Origin of the sequence: Janthinobacterium amylolyticum (assembly GCF_051380655.1) — a bacterium.
Lineage (GTDB): Bacteria > Pseudomonadota > Gammaproteobacteria > Burkholderiales > Burkholderiaceae_D > Janthinobacterium.
On record NZ_JBNYXL010000005.1, the window covers coordinates 291,460 to 308,219 of the forward strand.

At 60.6% G+C, this 16,760-nt stretch carries 18 protein-coding genes; 5 read left to right on the plus strand and 13 right to left on the minus strand.

What is annotated here, in order from left to right:
• Positions 1 to 26: 26 nt before the first annotated feature.
• The 7 genes from atpE to mnmG all read right to left on the minus strand — a co-directional run bounded on the left by atpE (position 27) and on the right by mnmG (position 6,342).
• Entirely contained in the window at positions 27 to 305 is a 279-nt protein-coding gene (atpE, locus tag ACQ4WR_RS12820; protein ID WP_071080009.1) for a F0F1 ATP synthase subunit C, read from the minus strand.
• Between the two features lie 59 nt (positions 306 to 364).
• The gene (gene atpB, locus ACQ4WR_RS12825) at positions 365 to 1,174 is read right to left on the minus strand and encodes a F0F1 ATP synthase subunit A (RefSeq protein WP_102293017.1); all 810 of its coding nucleotides are present in this window, start codon (positions 1,172 to 1,174) and stop codon (positions 365 to 367) included.
• A 51-nt stretch (positions 1,175 to 1,225) separates the two neighbouring features.
• The gene (locus ACQ4WR_RS12830) at positions 1,226 to 1,594 is read right to left on the minus strand and encodes an ATP synthase subunit I (protein WP_076564767.1); all 369 of its coding nucleotides are present in this window, start codon (positions 1,592 to 1,594) and stop codon (positions 1,226 to 1,228) included.
• A gap of 269 nt (positions 1,595 to 1,863) precedes the next feature.
• On the minus strand, positions 1,864 to 2,748 hold the full coding sequence (locus ACQ4WR_RS12835; protein ID WP_102293018.1) for a ParB/RepB/Spo0J family partition protein: 885 nt from the start codon (positions 2,746 to 2,748) through the stop codon (positions 1,864 to 1,866).
• A gap of 64 nt (positions 2,749 to 2,812) precedes the next feature.
• On the minus strand, positions 2,813 to 3,583 hold the full coding sequence (locus tag ACQ4WR_RS12840) for a ParA family protein (protein ID WP_034752687.1): 771 nt from the start codon (positions 3,581 to 3,583) through the stop codon (positions 2,813 to 2,815).
• Positions 3,584 to 3,751: 168 nt separating this feature from the next.
• Complete coding sequence (rsmG, locus tag ACQ4WR_RS12845) at positions 3,752 to 4,396, minus strand: 16S rRNA (guanine(527)-N(7))-methyltransferase RsmG (RefSeq protein WP_102293019.1); 645 nt, start codon at positions 4,394 to 4,396, stop codon at positions 3,752 to 3,754.
• Entirely contained in the window at positions 4,393 to 6,342 is a 1,950-nt protein-coding gene (gene mnmG, locus ACQ4WR_RS12850; protein WP_436487639.1) for a tRNA uridine-5-carboxymethylaminomethyl(34) synthesis enzyme MnmG, read from the minus strand. Before mnmG ends, rsmG begins: the two co-directional genes overlap by 4 nt.
• A 326-nt stretch (positions 6,343 to 6,668) precedes the next feature.
• Here mnmG and sugE point away from each other — a divergent pair, with 326 nt between their 5' ends.
• The 5 genes from sugE to ACQ4WR_RS12875 all read left to right on the plus strand — a co-directional run bounded on the left by sugE (position 6,669) and on the right by ACQ4WR_RS12875 (position 9,671).
• Positions 6,669 to 6,989, plus strand: a complete 321-nt coding sequence (sugE, locus tag ACQ4WR_RS12855) for a quaternary ammonium compound efflux SMR transporter SugE (RefSeq protein WP_102293021.1) — start codon at positions 6,669 to 6,671, stop codon at positions 6,987 to 6,989.
• A 91-nt stretch (positions 6,990 to 7,080) separates the two neighbouring features.
• Positions 7,081 to 7,440: an NADH-quinone oxidoreductase subunit A gene (locus ACQ4WR_RS12860; RefSeq protein ID WP_436487641.1), complete on the plus strand. Its 360-nt coding sequence runs from the start codon at positions 7,081 to 7,083 to the stop codon at positions 7,438 to 7,440.
• 9 nt (positions 7,441 to 7,449) lie between these two features.
• On the plus strand, positions 7,450 to 7,617 hold the full coding sequence (locus ACQ4WR_RS12865) for a hypothetical protein (RefSeq protein ID WP_180979295.1): 168 nt from the start codon (positions 7,450 to 7,452) through the stop codon (positions 7,615 to 7,617).
• 60 nt (positions 7,618 to 7,677) lie between these two features.
• On the plus strand, positions 7,678 to 8,835 hold the full coding sequence (locus ACQ4WR_RS12870; RefSeq protein WP_436487643.1) for an iron-containing alcohol dehydrogenase: 1,158 nt from the start codon (positions 7,678 to 7,680) through the stop codon (positions 8,833 to 8,835).
• A gap of 44 nt (positions 8,836 to 8,879) precedes the next feature.
• Positions 8,880 to 9,671 (plus strand): EAL domain-containing protein, encoded by a 792-nt coding sequence (locus ACQ4WR_RS12875; RefSeq protein ID WP_436487645.1) that lies wholly within the window; start codon positions 8,880 to 8,882, stop codon positions 9,669 to 9,671.
• Between the two features lie 57 nt (positions 9,672 to 9,728).
• Here the strand turns inward: ACQ4WR_RS12875 and ACQ4WR_RS12880 are convergent, their stop codons facing one another.
• The 6 genes from ACQ4WR_RS12880 to ACQ4WR_RS12905 form a co-directional block, all read right to left on the minus strand.
• Complete coding sequence (locus tag ACQ4WR_RS12880) at positions 9,729 to 11,774, minus strand: 3-hydroxybutyrate oligomer hydrolase family protein (protein ID WP_436487647.1); 2,046 nt, start codon at positions 11,772 to 11,774, stop codon at positions 9,729 to 9,731.
• Between the two features lie 92 nt (positions 11,775 to 11,866).
• A complete protein-coding gene (locus ACQ4WR_RS12885) occupies positions 11,867 to 12,847 on the minus strand; it encodes a branched-chain amino acid ABC transporter permease (protein WP_102293026.1) in 981 nt (326 codons plus the stop codon).
• Positions 12,848 to 12,878: 31 nt separating this feature from the next.
• On the minus strand, positions 12,879 to 13,763 hold the full coding sequence (locus tag ACQ4WR_RS12890; RefSeq protein WP_070288905.1) for a branched-chain amino acid ABC transporter permease: 885 nt from the start codon (positions 13,761 to 13,763) through the stop codon (positions 12,879 to 12,881).
• Between the two features lie 167 nt (positions 13,764 to 13,930).
• Positions 13,931 to 15,139 carry an ABC transporter substrate-binding protein gene (locus ACQ4WR_RS12895; RefSeq protein ID WP_436487650.1) on the minus strand — a complete coding sequence of 403 codons (1,209 nt, stop codon included), beginning with the start codon at positions 15,137 to 15,139 and terminating at the stop codon, positions 13,931 to 13,933.
• 76 nt (positions 15,140 to 15,215) lie between these two features.
• Positions 15,216 to 15,944 (minus strand): ABC transporter ATP-binding protein, encoded by a 729-nt coding sequence (locus tag ACQ4WR_RS12900; RefSeq protein WP_436487652.1) that lies wholly within the window; start codon positions 15,942 to 15,944, stop codon positions 15,216 to 15,218.
• Positions 15,944 to 16,714, minus strand: a complete 771-nt coding sequence (locus ACQ4WR_RS12905; RefSeq protein ID WP_436487654.1) for an ABC transporter ATP-binding protein — start codon at positions 16,712 to 16,714, stop codon at positions 15,944 to 15,946. Before ACQ4WR_RS12905 ends, ACQ4WR_RS12900 begins: the two co-directional genes overlap by 1 nt.
• Between the last annotated feature and the right edge of the window lie 46 nt (positions 16,715 to 16,760).

Genomic DNA, 16,760 nt, shown 5'->3' on the forward strand with positions numbered 1-16,760 from the left:
AAAGTTTCTCCTAGGGTTGGAGCGAATTACTGAGCAACAGCCGTCAGAGCGGACAGGAACGGGTTAGCGAACGTGTACAGCAGAGCGATACCAACGCCGATCATCGAGATTGCATCCAGCAGACCAGCGATAACGAACAGTTTGGTTTGCAGTTGTGGCATCAGTTCTGGTTGACGTGCCGAAGCTTCCAGGAATTTGCCACCCAGAATAGCGAAGCCCAGAGCGGTGCCGATTGCGGCCAGGCCGATGATGATTGCTGCTGCCAGAACGGTCATGCTTTGTACTTGTGCGATCAGAGCTTGCATAAAATTCTCCTAAATTTAAAAACGAAAGATACTAAAAAAACAAAATATAAAGTTAATGATTAATGTTTCTCAACCGCAAGGCTCAGATACACAACCGTCAACGCCATAAACACAAAAGCTTGCAAAGTTACAATCAAGATATGGAAAATTGCCCATGGACCACCCAACGCCCACTGTGCCCACCAAGGCAACAACGCGATCAAGATGAAAATCAGTTCGCCGGCATACATATTGCCGAACAGTCGCAGCGACAGGGAGATCAGTTTTGCAACCAGCTCAACCATTTGCAGCAGGAAATTGACAGGGGCCAGCAAGATCGTGCCGATGATGCCGCTCGCATGGAACGGTGCCGTGAACAGCTCCTTGATCCAGCCGCCCAGGCCCTTGGCCTTGACCGAGAAAGCGATAATGCACAGGACTACCGAGAACGACATGGCGAAGGTGTGGTTGACGTCGGCCGTTGCCACGACGCGCAGTTTATGCACGCCAAACCAGCTCAGAATCATCGGCAGCAAGTCAACCGGCAGGAAGTCCATCGCGTTCAGCAGCCAGACCCATACAAAAATAGTGATGGCCAGCGGTGCGATGATCTTGCTTTTCGCGTGAAAGGCCCCATTAATAGTGTCATTGACCATTTCCATGATCATTTCGACGAAGTTTTGCAGCTTGCCAGGCACGCCGGCAGTGGCACGACGCGAAGCCATGTAGAAAACAGCCAGGAAAACAAAGCCCAGAATGGCCGAAATCCAGAACGTGTCCAGATTGATGGTGCCTTCGGCATTGCGTAGGTGAGCCAGATGGTGGCTGATGTATTCTGTGGCGTTGGCCGGGGCAGCATGGCCCGCTTCAATAGCGTGTTCTGTGGTCATAATGAATTTAGATTTGTCGTTTCAGAGCACAACAGGCCCCAAAACCAATGATTAAACAGCGAGCAATGAAAACCAGTATGCTAAGGTTGCCACCGCGAAACCCAAGATCAGCCATAACCAGGCGGCCGACTGAAACAACACCAGTGCCAAGATAAAGAGCACCGCTGTGATAAATATTTTCACCACTTCTGCGCGCAAATGCGCCCGGAATGCCTTATTGGCGTCGCTAGAACCGCGAACGACCAACATGGCATACACCAGGCTACCGATGACTGCGATAGCGCCGCCATATGCGGCGGACCAGCCCTTCACACTGCCACCGAAAAACAGGGTGACCGTGGCAAAACTGATGGCAATTGCGAGCTGCAAAGCAACTACTTTGTAGACTGGTTTGGCAATATTTTGTTGTGAATCACTCAATTGCCAGGTTCCCAGAAAAATCTACACACGCAAAGACACGGGATTATAGTTGGCTTTGATCTATAGAGTCAAACGTTGCTGCACCGCAGCAGGGCAATTGCTGCGCGAAACTGACGCTTTACCGACTATTCGCCGCCATTTGCACCACTATATGGCAAAGTCGCTTGCCGGGCCGCTTCCAGCCGTGTTATCAAGGAATCACGTGCTCCATCCGGAAAGCATGGCCGGATTGTCCACACCGTATATCCCCTGTCTTTGCAGCTTGCTATTTAACCACGCAAGCGTGCCAGCACACCATCGAGCACGTCAAGATCGGCAAAATCGATCACCAGTTGGCCACGCCCTTTATTGCCCATCTTGAAGACCACCGGCGTGGCCAGCGCATCGGACAGCTCTTCTTCCAGGCGCGCGATATCGCCGGACTTTTCCTTGTGGCGCGGCTCGACCGGATTCGCCGCTTCCTCGATGGTGCGGGTCACCAGCTTTTCCGTCTCGCGCACGGACAGGCGCTTGGCCACCACCTGGTTGGCCAGCGTGATCTGGCTGGCCGCGTCGACGGCCAGCAGCGCGCGCGCGTGGCCCATGTCGATATCGCCGGCCATCAGCATGGTCTGCACGGGATGGGCCAGATTCATCAGGCGCAACAAGTTGGACACAGCGCTGCGCGAGCGTCCCAGCGCAGTGGCCGCTTGCTCATGCGTAAAACTGAAGTCGGCGATCAGGCGATGAATGCCCTGCGCCTCTTCCAAAGGATTCAAGTCTTCGCGCTGGATGTTCTCGATCAGCGCCATGGCTGCGGCGGCCAGGTCGTCGACGTCGCGCACCAGCACCGGCACTTCCGTCAGGCCGGCTAGTTGCGAAGCGCGGAAACGGCGCTCACCGGCAATGATTTCATATTTGACAAGGCCGCTCAAGGTATCCTGGCCGATCGGACGCACCAGGATCGGCTGCATCAGCCCCTGCGCCTTGATCGAGGCGGCCAGTTCATTGAGGGCGCCTTCGTCCATGCGCGTACGCGGCTGGTATTTGCCGGCTTGCATTTGTGACACGGGCAAGTTCGACGGTTGATTGGTTTCCGGACTGGCGAAGTCGCCGCCGCCGCCCAGGAGGGCGTCGAGTCCGCGACCGAGTCCTTTTAATTTTTTCGTAGCCATGCTGTCCTAATCGTGTTTTCAGAGTAAGCGCTCACATCTTGATGTGCAGACGCTCGCCCCTTGTTTACATATGTTTGATGCGTTCGACCATCTCGGCGCCGAAGGCGATATACGCCTGGGCACCTTTCGAGCTGGGGTCGAAAGTCACGCCGGGCAAGCCGTACGATGGCGCTTCGGCCAGGCGCACGTTGCGCGGGATGATGGTATTGAATACCTTGTCGCCGAAGTGCTGTTCCAGCTGCGCCGACACTTGTTGCGATAATGTCATGCGCGGATCGAACATCACGCGCAAGAGTCCAATAATCTTCAGATCCGGGTTCAGGTTGGCGTGTACCTTCTTGATGGTGTTGACCAGATCGGACAGTCCTTCCAAGGCGTAGTACTCGCACTGCATCGGAATGATCACGCCATGCGCGGCGCACAGGCCGTTCAGGGTCAGCATCGATAATGCCGGTGGGCAGTCTACTAATATGAAGTCATATTCGCCATCCACTTCGGCCAGCGCATCCTTCAGGCGGCGTTCGCGGTTGTCCAGCTCGACCATCTCCACTTCGGCGCCGGCCAGCTCGCGGTTCGAGGGCAGCACATCGAAGCGTCCGGCTTCCGAACGCTGGCGTGCCGTTTTGACATCGGACTCGCCCAGCATCACTTCATAGGTCGACGCCTTCAAGCCGGCCTTGTTGATGCCGGCGCCCATGGTCGCATTGCCCTGCGGGTCGAGGTCGACCAGCAGCACGCGCTGGTTCAACTTGGCCAGACCGGCGGAGAGGTTGACGCTTGTTGTGGTTTTACCAACACCACCCTTTTGATTTGCTACACAAAAAATTTTGGCCATGTATCTTCTAGTTGTAAATAGGTGCAAACTTCATCGTGCGCCCCGGCATCCTGCCGAAACGATTTATACTGTTTATTTGATTTATACGATATAAATCGTTTATACGGTTTATATTATTTATACCGTATAAACTGTTTATATGATTTATATCGTTTAATTCTGCGTTCTTTAAATTCTTGCTATAAAGACCAGATGACGCTCTGCATTTAGCCCTGGCACCTGGATTGCTCGTAATTCCGTCACTTTCCAGTCCGCCGGCAGTCGCTCTCTCTCGTCTGGCGGTGCCACCCCTTTCAAGGCGATGAATTGCCCACCCTCGGCCAGCACATGGTTCGACCAGTTGACGAAGTCGGACAGGTCGGCAAAGGCGCGCGAGGTGATCACGTCGAATTTCTGCTGCACTTCCAGCTGCTCCACCCGTTTCGTGTACACGGTGACGTTGGCCAGGCCCAGTTCGGCCTTCACTTGCGTCAGGAATGCCGTCTTTTTATGCACCGTGTCGATCATCGACACCTTCACATCGGGCCGGGCGATAGCCAGGACCATGCCCGGCAAGCCGCCGCCAGCGCCCACGTCGAGCACGTTCTTGGCTTGCGCGAACGCTGGCACGGCCGCCAGCGAATCGAGCACGTGCAAGGTCAGCATCTGCAGGGGATCGCGCACCGACGTCAGGTTGTACACGCTATTCCATTTGGCCAGCAAGGCCAGGTAATCGAGCAGTTTTTCCGTCTGATCCGCGCTCAGCTCCAGGCCCAGCGCGGCGATGCCTTCATTCAAAATCTGGGCCAAAGCGGCCCGGTCAAACTGCTTCATTCAACAACCTCATCCTTTAAAGTGGTGGTCTGTATTTCGGCCTGACCTGCACCAAAACCGCGCTTTTTCAGGTGCACCAGCAGCAGCGAAATGGCCGCCGGGGTCACGCCGGAAATGCGCGATGCCTGGCCCAGGGTTTCCGGGCGCTGCTTGTCGAGTTTTTGCCGCACTTCGACCGACAGCGCGCTGATGTCCAGATAGTTAAAACCTTCCGGCAAGGCCAGGTTTTCATAGTGTTCGTGGCGCTCGATTTCCTTGCTCTGGCGCTCGATGTAGCCCGCGTATTTGAGCTGGATTTCCACCTGCTCGCGCACGGCCGCGTCTGCCACACCGGGGCCGGCCAGAGCCTGGCCCTCCATGCCCGTCATGCTCATCAAGGTGTCATAGGCAACGTTCGGGCGGCGCAGCAAGTCCGCCAGCGAGTATTCGCGCTCGATGGCCTGGCCGACGATGCGTTCCGACTCGGCGGCCGCCAGGATGCGCGGGTTGACCCACGTGGAACGCAGGCGCTCGAGCTCCAGCGCCACCGCTTCGCGCTTGGTTTCAAAGGCTTGCCACTGGGCGTCGCCGACGCAGCCCAGAGCGCGGCCGATTTCCGTCAGGCGCATGTCGGCATTGTCTTCGCGCAGGCTCAAACGGTACTCGGCGCGGCTGGTGAACATGCGGTACGGCTCCTGCACGCCCTGGGTGATCAGATCGTCGACCAGCACGCCCAGATAGGCCTCGGAGCGGCCCGGTACCCAGGCGTCCTTGTCTTGCGTCAGCAAGGCCGCATTCAGGCCCGCCAGCATGCCTTGCGCGGCCGCTTCCTCGTAGCCGGTGGTGCCATTGATCTGGCCGGCGAAGAACAGGCCCGCCACGGCCTTCGTTTCCAGCGAAGCCTTCAAGCCGCGCGGGTCGAAATAATCGTATTCGATGGCGTAACCAGGGCGCAGGATGTGGGCGTTTTCCATGCCCTTCATCGACTGCACCAGGGCGATCTGCACGTCGAACGGCAGGCTGGTGGAGATGCCGTTCGGATAGAACTCGTGCGTCGTCAAGCCTTCCGGCTCAAGGAAGATCTGGTGTGATTCCTTGCCCGAGAAGCGGTGGATCTTGTCTTCGATCGACGGGCAGTAGCGGGGGCCGACGCCCTCGATTACGCCCGTGTACATGGGGCTGCGATCGAGGCCGGCGCGGATGATGTCGTGCGTCTGTGCGTTCGTGTGCGTGACCCAGCACGGCACCTGGCGCGGGTGCATGGCCGTGTTGCCCATGACGGAGAACACGGGTACCGGGTCGAGGTCGCCCGGCTGTTCCTGCATCACGGAAAAGTCGATCGTGCGGCCATCGATGCGCGGCGGCGTGCCCGTTTTCAAACGGCCCTGCGGCAGTTTCAGCTCTTTCAGGCGGGCCGACAGCGAGATGGCAGGCGGATCGCCGGCACGGCCGGCCGAATAATTGTTCAGGCCCACGTGGATCTTGCCGTCGAGGAAAGTACCTGCCGTCAGCACCACGGCGCGCGCCAGGAACTTCAGGCCGATCTGCGTCACGGCGCCTACGACGCGGTCGCCTTCGACGATCAGGTCATCGACGGCTTGCTGGAACAGCCACAGGTTAGGCTGGTTTTCCAGACGCGTGCGGATGGCGGCTTTATACAGGATGCGGTCGGCCTGGGCGCGCGTGGCGCGGACTGCCGGGCCTTTCGAGGAATTCAGGATGCGGAACTGGATACCGGACTCGTCGGTGGCGATCGCCATCGCACCGCCCATGGCATCGACTTCCTTGACCAGGTGGCCCTTGCCGATGCCACCGATGGAAGGATTGCACGACATCTGGCCCAGTGTCTCAATATTATGCGTGAGCAAAAGCGTCTTCTGCCCCATGCGGGCGGAAGCGAGGGCCGCTTCGGTACCGGCGTGACCACCACCGACAACGATGACGTCGAATTCTGTAGGAAATAACATGATAAATAGGTAACAGTGCAAGTAAAAATGCGGGAAGAGAGCTCCGATTATAGAGTCTTTTTGCAGGCGCAACCTTCCGCCGGCCATTTTTTGCTTAATTTTTACTCAGCAAGGGTGTGGCGCCACCCGTTTCTGTTTCACGTGGAACACGAATTGACCCCGCAAGCGCACCCGGGATAGAGCTGCAGGGTACGACAATGTTTGCTACAATTGCCGCATCGTCCATCAACGTCGCCACGCCAGTGGCCATCGGGACGGTCATTCAGGAGGACGGCCTCCCCCACATGGGAACACACCGGGACGGCCCGCTCTGCAAAGGAGCCGCCATGGCCTGGATACTTTTACTGATTGCCGGCATGTTTGAAGTCGTGTGGGCATATTCGATGAAACTCTCCGAGGGTTTCACCAGACTCACCCCCTCTATCGTTACCGTGGTCATGATGATCGCCAGCTTCGGCTTGCTGTCGATCGCCATGCGTACCCTGCCCCTCGGCACGGCGTACACCATCTGGACCGGCATCGGCGCCGTCGGCGCCTTCATCGTTGGCGTCGCCGTCCTGGGCGAACAGCTGAGCTTGATGCGCATCTGCGCTGCCGTCCTGATCGTCAGCGGCATCGTTCTGATGAAGCTGTCTTCGGCCCACTAAGTTTTCCCCGGTAGCGCCTGGCGTAGACACGTCCTGCGCTACCACCTCACCCACCGCCTGTACTACACAGCAAATCTCCAAAGGAATTCCCATGCTCCTCGAAAACTACTTTCCCGTCCTGCTCTTCATCCTCGTCGGTATCCTGGTCGGCATCGTGCCCATGCTGCTGGGACGGGTGCTGGGACCGCACAAGCCCGACCCGCAAAAGCTGTCGCAATATGAATGCGGCTTCGAAGCGTTTGGCGACGCGCGCATGAAATTCGACATCCGCTTCTACCTGGTCGCCATCCTGTTCATCCTGTTCGATATCGAAGTCATTTTCCTGATGCCGTGGGCGGCCAACGTCAACGCACTGGGACTGGTCGGCTTCTGGGCCGTCATGGGGTTTCTCGCCGTACTGACGATAGGCTTGGCCTATGAGTGGAAAAAGGGCGCGCTGGAGTGGGAGTGAGCATTAGGAATGAGAAACCTGCTCCTGCTCAATATCGTGCTGGGTGTGGCGCTGGCCTATGCCGCCACGCGCGAGTACCGCAAGGATGCCCAGGCATGCCGGCTGCTGGCAACGGTGGCCGGCGTCGCGCTGACGGTCAGCCTGGCGCTGCTGGTGCTGCAGCGTGGTTCCACGTGAAACATGCGCGGCGTTGGAAAGCGGAGTAAGCTCGTTACTGTCCCACTGCCAGGAGTCCGCATGTCCGCCTTCCAGTTCCGCACCGTGCCGCATCTGATCGTCGAAGCAGGCTGTGCCGCCCAGCTGGGCCAGCACGTGGCCCGCCACTTTCCACACGTACGCCGCGCCCTGCTCGTCACCGATGCGGGCTTTTTGCGCACCGGACTGGCCGATACTCCCTTGCGCAGTCTGCAGGCGTCAGGTGTCGAGGTGCACGTGTTCGCCGATGTCCAAGCGGATCCACCCGAAGCCGTCATCCTGGCTGGCGTGGCGGAGGCACAGATGTTTCACGTGGAACTGGTGATTGGCCTCGGTGGCGGCAGCTCGCTGGATGTGGCCAAGCTGATCGCCGTGCTGGCACCGGGCCACCAGGAGCTGGGGCAACTGTATGGTATCGGCAATGTCCACGGCCAGCGCCTGCCGCTGGTGCAGTTGCCAACCACGGCCGGCACGGGTTCGGAAGTGACCAGCATCGCCATCGTCACGACGGGCGCCACCACCAAGATGGGCGTAGTCGCCCCGCAACTGTATGCGGACCTGGCCCTGCTCGACGCCAGCCTGACCCTGGGCCTGCCACCGGCGGTGACGGCCGCCACCGGCATCGATGCCATGGTGCATGCGATCGAGGCATATACCAGCCGCCTGCAAAAGAATCCGCTGTCCGACATGCTGGCCACCCAGGCGCTGTCGCTGCTGTCCGCCAACCTCGTCACAGCATGCCGCGATGGCCAGAACCTGGCCGCGCGCCAGGCCATGCTGCTGGGCGCCATGCTGGCCGGCCAGGCATTTTCCAACGCCCCCGTCGCCGCCGTGCACGCCCTCGCCTATCCCATCGGCGGCCTGTTCCACGTGCCACATGGATTGTCGAACGCGCTGGTGCTGCCGCATGTGCTGCGCTTTAACTTGTCCCATGCCGCGCCCCTGTATGCGCAGCTGGCCGCCGTTTTGCAACCCGGCATCACGGGCAGCGACGATGCACGCGCCCATGCCTTGATCGATGCCATGCAGGACATTGCCCTCGCGACCGGCATCGCACGAACCCTGCGCGAGGTGGGCATCGCCGCCAGCGACCTGGACCGCCTGGCCGACGAAGCCATGCTGCAAACGCGCTTGCTGGGAAACAATCCCCGCAGCGTCACGCGCAGCGACGCGCGCGCCATCTATGCGGCCGCACTGTGAGCCAGCAGACGGAGTCGCCTGACCCACCCTGTTACACTGCCGCCATGACGCCACCCGACATACCCATTCATGCCGACGACAGCAGCCCGCCACCCGGGCGCTGCACCGGCTGCCACGATAGCGCACCGCTGGGCTTTGCCTTCGAGTACGCCTATCAACCTATCGTCGACCTCGCCACGCGCAGCATCTACGCACACGAGGCGCTGGTACGCGGCCCGCATGGCGAAGGTGCCGCCAGCGTGCTGGCGCAAGTGAACGACGAGAACCGCTACCGCTTTGACCAGGCTTGCCGCGTCAAGGCCGTGGCTGGCGCAGCCAGGCTGGGCATGCAAGGTTTTCTGTCGATCAATTTCCTGCCCAATGCCGTGTACCGTCCCGAGGTCTGCATCCGCAGCACCCTGGAAGCGGCCAAGCTGCACAACTTTCCTACCGACAAAATCATCTTTGAAGTGACGGAAGGCGAACGGGTGCAGGACCGTCCCCACCTGGTCGAGATTTTCCGCGCCTATCGCCGCTTCGGTTTCCAGACGGCCATCGATGATTTTGGCGCCGGCTATGCGGGCTTGAACCTGCTGGCCGAATACCAGCCCGACATCGTCAAGATCGACATGGACCTGGTGCGGCAGATCGACACCTCGCCGCCGCGCCAGGCCATCGTGCGGGCCGTCGCCAGCTTGTGCCGCGAGCTGGGCATCCGCGTGCTGGCCGAAGGCATCGAGACGCGCGCCGAGCGCGATTTTCTTTCCGGCTGCGGCATTTCGCTGATGCAGGGCTACTGGTTTTCCAAGCCCGTGTTCCAGGGTCTGGGGCAGATCCCCGACTCCGCCTGGATCTAGCCCGGGTATAAAAACGGCCACGTGAAACGTGGCCGCAAGTTCCCCAGACGGTGCAGTCTAGTTGGGAATATCCACCACCGTGCCCGTCACACTGATGAGATTACCGGCCGCCGGTGCCGCCGCGATCGGCGGCACGTTGACATTCGTGATCAAGGTCGATGCATCGGCACGCGTTACCGTGCGCACCACCTGCGATGGCGGCAAGGCCTGCTTGACGGTCAAGTGTGCATACATGGCGTCGAGCGCCCGGTTCAGATACACGTGCAGGGGCACGATCAAGGTCGGCAAGGCGCTGCTGAAGGAATCGAAGTGGTTGGCATGGGTCACCTCGATATAGCGCAGCTTGCTGCCTGCGCCCTCGCCCACCGCATTCAGTCCCACATAGGCACGCGACGCGTGATTCACGGGAATCAGCGTATCGCTGCGGCCATGCACGATGATGGCCGGTTTGCCATTGAGCTTGGCCGTTGCCTGCACCTCGGCCACGCCGGCACGCACCCGGACACTCTGCGCCGCCAGCGTGCCCTGCAAGGCGGTGCCGCTGACGCTGTCGCGTCCCGTCGCCAGGCTGCGCAGGCACAGGAAACCATCGAGTGACTGGTCGGCCAGGCCGTTGGAAGGCGACACGCCAGCCGTGTACACCTTTGCGCCGCCAACGCTGTTCTCATACACGACATTGCCCAGGATGCCGTTTTGCGCGGCAAAGCTGGCCGCCTTTTGCGCGCTCGTGTAGGCGATGGGGTTGCCCGTCCCGTCCGTCTGCGCAAAGCTAAAACCGCACACCTTGTCCGTCACGGAGAATTTGCCGTAGGCGTACGCATACGTGACAGCCACCAGGATGTTGGTGCCCGCGTGCGCCGCCTGCAGGGGATCGGAGTCCGCCAGCCAGCCATACGCCTGCAGGCGCCGCTTCGCGTCTGCCTGCTGTTGCGCCAGGTCGGTGCCGCTCAGCAAGCCCTTGGCGACGAGCGCCGTGCAGCGTCCCGCGCTGCCGGCCACGGAGGCGATGCACGGCTGGTACAGGGCGGCATAGGTGGCGTAGTCGAACAGCGCGCGGCCCGGCCCACTCACCACCACCCCGCCCTGGCGCACGCTGTAGGCGGTCGATGGCGCCGGCTGGACCTGCGGCTCGCTGACGGCCACGCCGCTGATCAGGCCGCGCGTATCCTGCTCGGCTGCCAGCAAGGCCGAGCCGCCGCCGTTGGAAATGCTCGAGGCGATCGTGATGGTGTTCTTCGGCGTCAGGCGCAGCAGGTGCGAACTGCCGTCGCGCGCCAGCACGCCGTAGCGCTCGTTCAACACGTAGTACGCCAGCTCGATGGCTTGCAAGGTGACCTTGCCCCAGTCCTTCTCCGGATTCTGCTGCGAGTGCGCATGCTTGAAGGCGATGCGGTTGGGGTTCGCAGCCGCCCAGGCCTGGCGCTCGGCGTCGCTCAGGTCGGGCGCGAATTGCGCGTTCTTGCCGGCCGCGACCCTGCCCGCGCGCACGCCGTTTTGCAGGTTGACGCTGTCATCCTCGAACACATACAGGCCCGTGCCGGAACCTTTGTCCGCATAGGCCACGGCGCAGCCCTTTTTCAGGCCCCACTCGCCCGAGCTGCCGATGGCGCCATAGATGCCACGCGAGCCGCTGGACGTGCCCGTGACGATGCAGGCACGGTCCGGGTCGAAACTGGCCGGCACCTGCACCATCAGGGTGACGTTTTTCTTGCCCGTGCCATCGTCCGCATAGGCGATGTATTCGCTGCCGGCGATCAAGCCTTCGCCGCTGCCCGCATTGCCCGCCGCATCCACGTTCGGCCCGTACAGGGTGCCGTAGCCGCTGTTGGCGGCAATGTCGAGCACGGCGCGGTAGTTGGCGTGGATGGCGTTGCGGCGCAGTTCCAGCGGCGTGGGACTCTCCGCATTCGCGTATGCGGGTGCCGCTGCCGCCAGCCCCGTCTTGCCCAGGCCGGCCGTCAGCAGGTCGTTGCTCTTGCCGTCGTAGTCGGCCCGCGTGATCGTGCCCAGGTAGCTGGGCATCTGGTTCAGCTCTTCCGGTGCATGATTGCTGCCGCAGGCTGACAGCAGCAGCACGGTGCACAGGCCGGTGCCGGTGCGCATATTCCTTGTTTGCATGGTGGTTCTCTCCGTTGAGGTAACACTGGACGCACAATGAAAAACGCCGGACAGACAGTCCGGCGTTGCTGCAACCATCAGACAGCGGCCTTGGCCGGCCTGCCGCCGAAACGGGCAAGCGCTTCGCCGACGATGCCACGCCGAAACATCAGCACGCAGATGACGAAGATGATGCCGGTAACGATGCCCACCGATTCGCCCAACGTCCCGAACCACTCGACACCCGTGTGCGTGGCCAGATAGGTGCCAAAGTCGCCCAGCTTGTTTTCCAGCGCGATGATCAGCACGGCGCCGATGATGGGGCCGGCCAGGGTGCCCATGCCACCGACCAGTGTCATCAGCACGACCAGGCCCGACATGCCCCAGTACACATCGGTCAACGTCTCAAAGCCCAGCACCAGGGTCTTGGTGGCGCCGGCCAGCGCGGCCAGCGACGCCGACAGGACGATGGCCATCAGCTTGTACTTGTTGACGTCGTAGCCGAGCGAGATGGCGCGCGGCTCGTTTTCCTTGATGGCTTTCAATACTTGCCCGAACGGCGAGTGGATGGTGCGCACGATCAGGGCGAAGCCGGCGATGAAGATGGCCAGCACCACGTAGTACAGCACCGTGTCGTTGCCCAGGTCGATTGTGCCCAGCAAGGTTCCACGTGGAACACCCTGCAAGCCATCCTCGCCGCCCGTGAACGGCAGGCGCAAGGCGAGGAAGTACACCATCTGCGCCAGCGCCAGGGTGATCATGGTGAAATAGATGCCCTGGCGACGGATGGCCAGGCCGCCCATCACCAGGCCCAATAGCGCCCCGGTGGCGACGCCGGCCAGCAAGCCCAGTTCCGTCGGCCAGCCCCAGGTGCGCAGCGCATAGCCGGTGACATAGCCGGCGCCGCCAAAGAAGGCAGCGTGGCCAAACGACAGCAAGCCCGTATAGCCGATCAATAAATTGAAGGCGCAGGCAAACAGGGCAAAGCACAGCAACTTCATCAGGAAGACGGGATAGCCGTAAAACGGGGCCGCCAGAGCCAGCAGCAGGGCAATGGCGTAGCCTACATTCTTATTCATCGTGGTAGCTCCAATACATGACTGATGAGGATTACTTTTCTTTACCGAACAGGCCGGCGGGACGCAGCAGCAGCACGATGACCATCACCACGAAAACCACGGTGGCCGAGCCTTCCGGGTAGAACACGCGGGTCAGGCCCTCGATCACGCCCAGGCCCAGGCCCGTCAGGATCGAGCCCATGATGGAACCCATGCCGCCGATCACCACCACGGCGAACACGACGATGATGAGATTCGAGCCCATCAGCGGCGAGACCTGGATGATGGGGGCGGCCAGCACGCCGGCGAACCCGGCCAGCGCCACGCCGAAGCCGAAGGTCAGGGTCACCATCAGCGGCACGTTGATGCCGAACGCTTCCACCAGCTTCGGGTTTTCCGTGCCGGCCCGCAGGTAGGCACCTAACTTGGTTTTTTCGATGACGAACCAGGTGGCCAGGCAGACGGAGAGCGAAGCGATGACGACCCACGCCCGGTAGTTCGGCAGGATCATGAAACCCAGGTCGGTGGCGCCGGCCAGCGCTTCGGGTACCGCATACGGCTGGCCCGAGACGCCATAGAACGAGCGGAACACGCCTTCCATGATCAGCGTGATGCCAAAGGTCAGCAGCAAGCCATACAGGTGGTCGAGTTTATACAGCCAGCGCAGCATGGTCTTTTCAATCAGGATGCCGACCAGGCCGACGAGGATCGGGGCGATGACCAGCATGGCCCAGTAATTGATGTCGAAATAGCTGAGGCCCATCCAGGCCAGGAAGGCGCCCATCATGTACATGGCGCCGTGCGAGAAATTAATGACGTTGAGCAAGCCGAAGATCACGGCCAGACCGAGGGACAACATGGCATAGAACGAGCCGTTGACGAGGCCCAGCAGCAGCTGGCTCATCATCGCTTGTAATGGAACGCCGAAAATTTCCATGGCATCACAGTATAAAAAGCACCGCCGGGTAGCGGTGTGGTATCAAGGGAAACACGCCACCGCGGACGGGTGCGGCGGCGCAAGGCGCACCCTGCGCACCGGTAGGTGGCGCGCAGGAAGGCAGACTGCCCGCGCGCGGCGGGCAATCCGCAGGGATTGCTACAACGTTACTTCCACAGCGAACACTTCGATTCAGCCTTGGTCACGTACGCTTGCGCGCCGGGCACGGTGGCCACCACCTTGTAGTAATCCCATGGGTATTTTGACTCGGACGGCTTTTTCACTTCCATCAGATACATGTCGTGCACCATGCGGCCATCGGGACGCACTTCGCCGTTCTTGGTGAACATGTCGTTGATCTTGGTTTTCTTCAGATACGCCATGACCTTGTCGGTATCGTCCGTGCCCACCGCCTTGACGGCTTTCAGGTAGTTCGCCGCCGCCGAATAGTCGGCCGCCTGCAGCATCGACGGTTCCTTCTTCATCTTGTCAAAGTAACGTTTCGACCAGGCCCGCGTTTCCGGATTCAAGTCCCAGTACCAGCCGTCCGTCAGGTACATGCCCTGCGTCAGGTTCAAGCCCAGCGAATGGATGTCATTGATGAAGATCAGCAGACCAGCCAATTTCACGTTTTTCGTCACGCCAAATTCGTTGGCCGCCTTGATGCTGTTGATGGCGTCGCCACCGGCATTGGCCAGGCCCAGGATCTGCGGCTTTGCCGCTTGCGCCTGCAGCAGGAAGGACGAGAAATCCGAGGCGCCCAGCGGATGCTTGACGCTGCCCAGCACCTTGCCGCCGGCCGCCTTGACGACTTCGGCCGTGTCTTTTTCCAGCGAGTGGCCGAACGCGTAGTCGGCCGTCATGAAGTACCAGTTCTTGCCGCCCTGCTTGACGATGGTGCCGCCCGTGCCGCGCGCCAGCGCCACGGTGTCGTAGGCGTAATGCACGGTGTATGGCGTGCACTCTTCATTCGTCAGGCGCGAGGAGCCGGCGCCGATGGCGATGAAGATTTTTTTCTTTTCCGCCGCCACCTTGGCCATGGCCAGGCTGGCGCCGGAATTGGTGCCGCCGATCAGCATGTCGACGCCCTGCTGGTCGAACCATTCGCGCGCCTTCGAAGCGGCGATGTCGGCCTTGTTCTGGTGATCGGCAGAAATGAATTCCACCTTTTTGCCAGCCAGTACGACGCCGGCATCGGCGATCGCCATCTTGATGGCTTCCGCGCCACCGAGGCCGTCGACGTCGGAATACACGCCGGACATGTCGGAAATAAAGCCGATCTTGATGGTGTCGCCCGACACCTGGGCGTGCGCGGCAGCGGACAAGCCCAGTGCGCAGAGAGTGGCGGTGGCAATGGCGATAGCGTTACGTTTCATAGTGTCTCCGTTGGGATTATTGTTTGCTATTCAGACGATTGCTGGTCGATGACGAGTAAAACGCACTACATGGGGACTACACGCCTAGCAGCTCGGTCAATACCGGCATCTTGGCCTCCAGTTCGGATGCAGCAAAAGTCTCGACGATCTGACCGTGCTCCATCACATAAAACCGGTCCGCCAGCGGCGCGGCAAACCGGAAATTCTGCTCCACCATGACGATGGTGTAACCCTTCGCTTTCAGGGTGGTGATCATGCGCGCCAGGCCCTGCACGATGACGGGCGCCAGGCCTTCGGAAATTTCATCGAGCAGCAGCAGGCGCGCGCCCGTGCGCAGGATGCGCGCCACGGCCAGCATCTGCTGCTCGCCGCCCGACAGCCGCGTGCCCTGGCTGTGGCGGCGCTCCTGCAGGTTCGGGAACATGGCGTAGATCTCCTCCACCGACATGCCCTTCTCGCCGCTGGCCAGGGTCGGCGGCAGCATCAGGTTTTCCTCCGTCGACAGCGACGAGAAAATGCCGCGCTCTTCAGGACAGTAACCGATACCCAGGTGGGCGATTTTGTGCGTGGCCAAACCTATCGCTTCGACGCCGTTGACCTTGATGGAGCCCGTGCGCGCGCCCGTCAGGCCCATGATGGCGCGCAAGGTGGTGGTGCGGCCAGCGCCATTGCGGCCCAACAAGGTCACCACTTCGCCCTGCTGCACTGTCAGGTTTACGTCGTGCAGGATGTGCGATTCGCCATACCAGGTGTGCAGCTGTGCAATTTCCAGCGCGGGTGCGCCGCCATTCACTTGTGTAGCCATCAATGCGCCCCTTCCAGTTCCGCGTGGGTGGTGCCCATGTACGCTTCCATCACCTGTGGATTACGCGACACTTCCGCATAAGTCCCTTCGGCCAGCATGGCGCCGCGCTGCAGCACGGAAATCTTGTCGCAGATTCCGGAGACCACGTTCATATTGTGTTCCACCATCAAAATCGTGCGGCCAGCCGACACCTTCTTGATCAGTTCCGTGACGCGGTGCACGTCTTCGTGGCCCATGCCCTGCGTCGGTTCATCGAGCAGCATCATTTCCGGTTCCATCGCCAGGGTGGTGGCAATTTCCAGCGCCCGCTTGCGCCCGTACGGCATGTCGACCGTGATGGTGTCGGCGAACTCCGTCAGGTCGACCTCGGCCAGCAAGGCCATGGCGCGGTCATTGAGCTGGTTCAGCGAGCGTTCGCTTTGCCAGAAGCGGAACGAGGTGCCCAGCTGGCGCTGCAAGCCGATGCGCACATTTTGCAGCACGGACAAATGCGGGAAGACGGCGGAAATCTGGAACGAGCGGATCACGCCCATGCGGGCGATCTGGGCCGGTTTGGCGGCCGTGATGTCTTTCCCATTGAACAGGATCTGTCCGGATGTGGGGACCAGGAATTTGGTGAGCAAGTTGAAACACGTGGTCTTGCCGGCGCCATTCGGGCCGATCAGGGCGTGGATATGGCCCCGTTCCACCTTCAAGTTGACGTCACTGACCGCCGTGAAACCCTTGAATTCCTTGGTCAAATTTCTTGTTTCCAAGATTACGTTTGACATCGTGTCTCCTAGTTGTACTTTTTGTACTACTTAGTCATTTTTATAA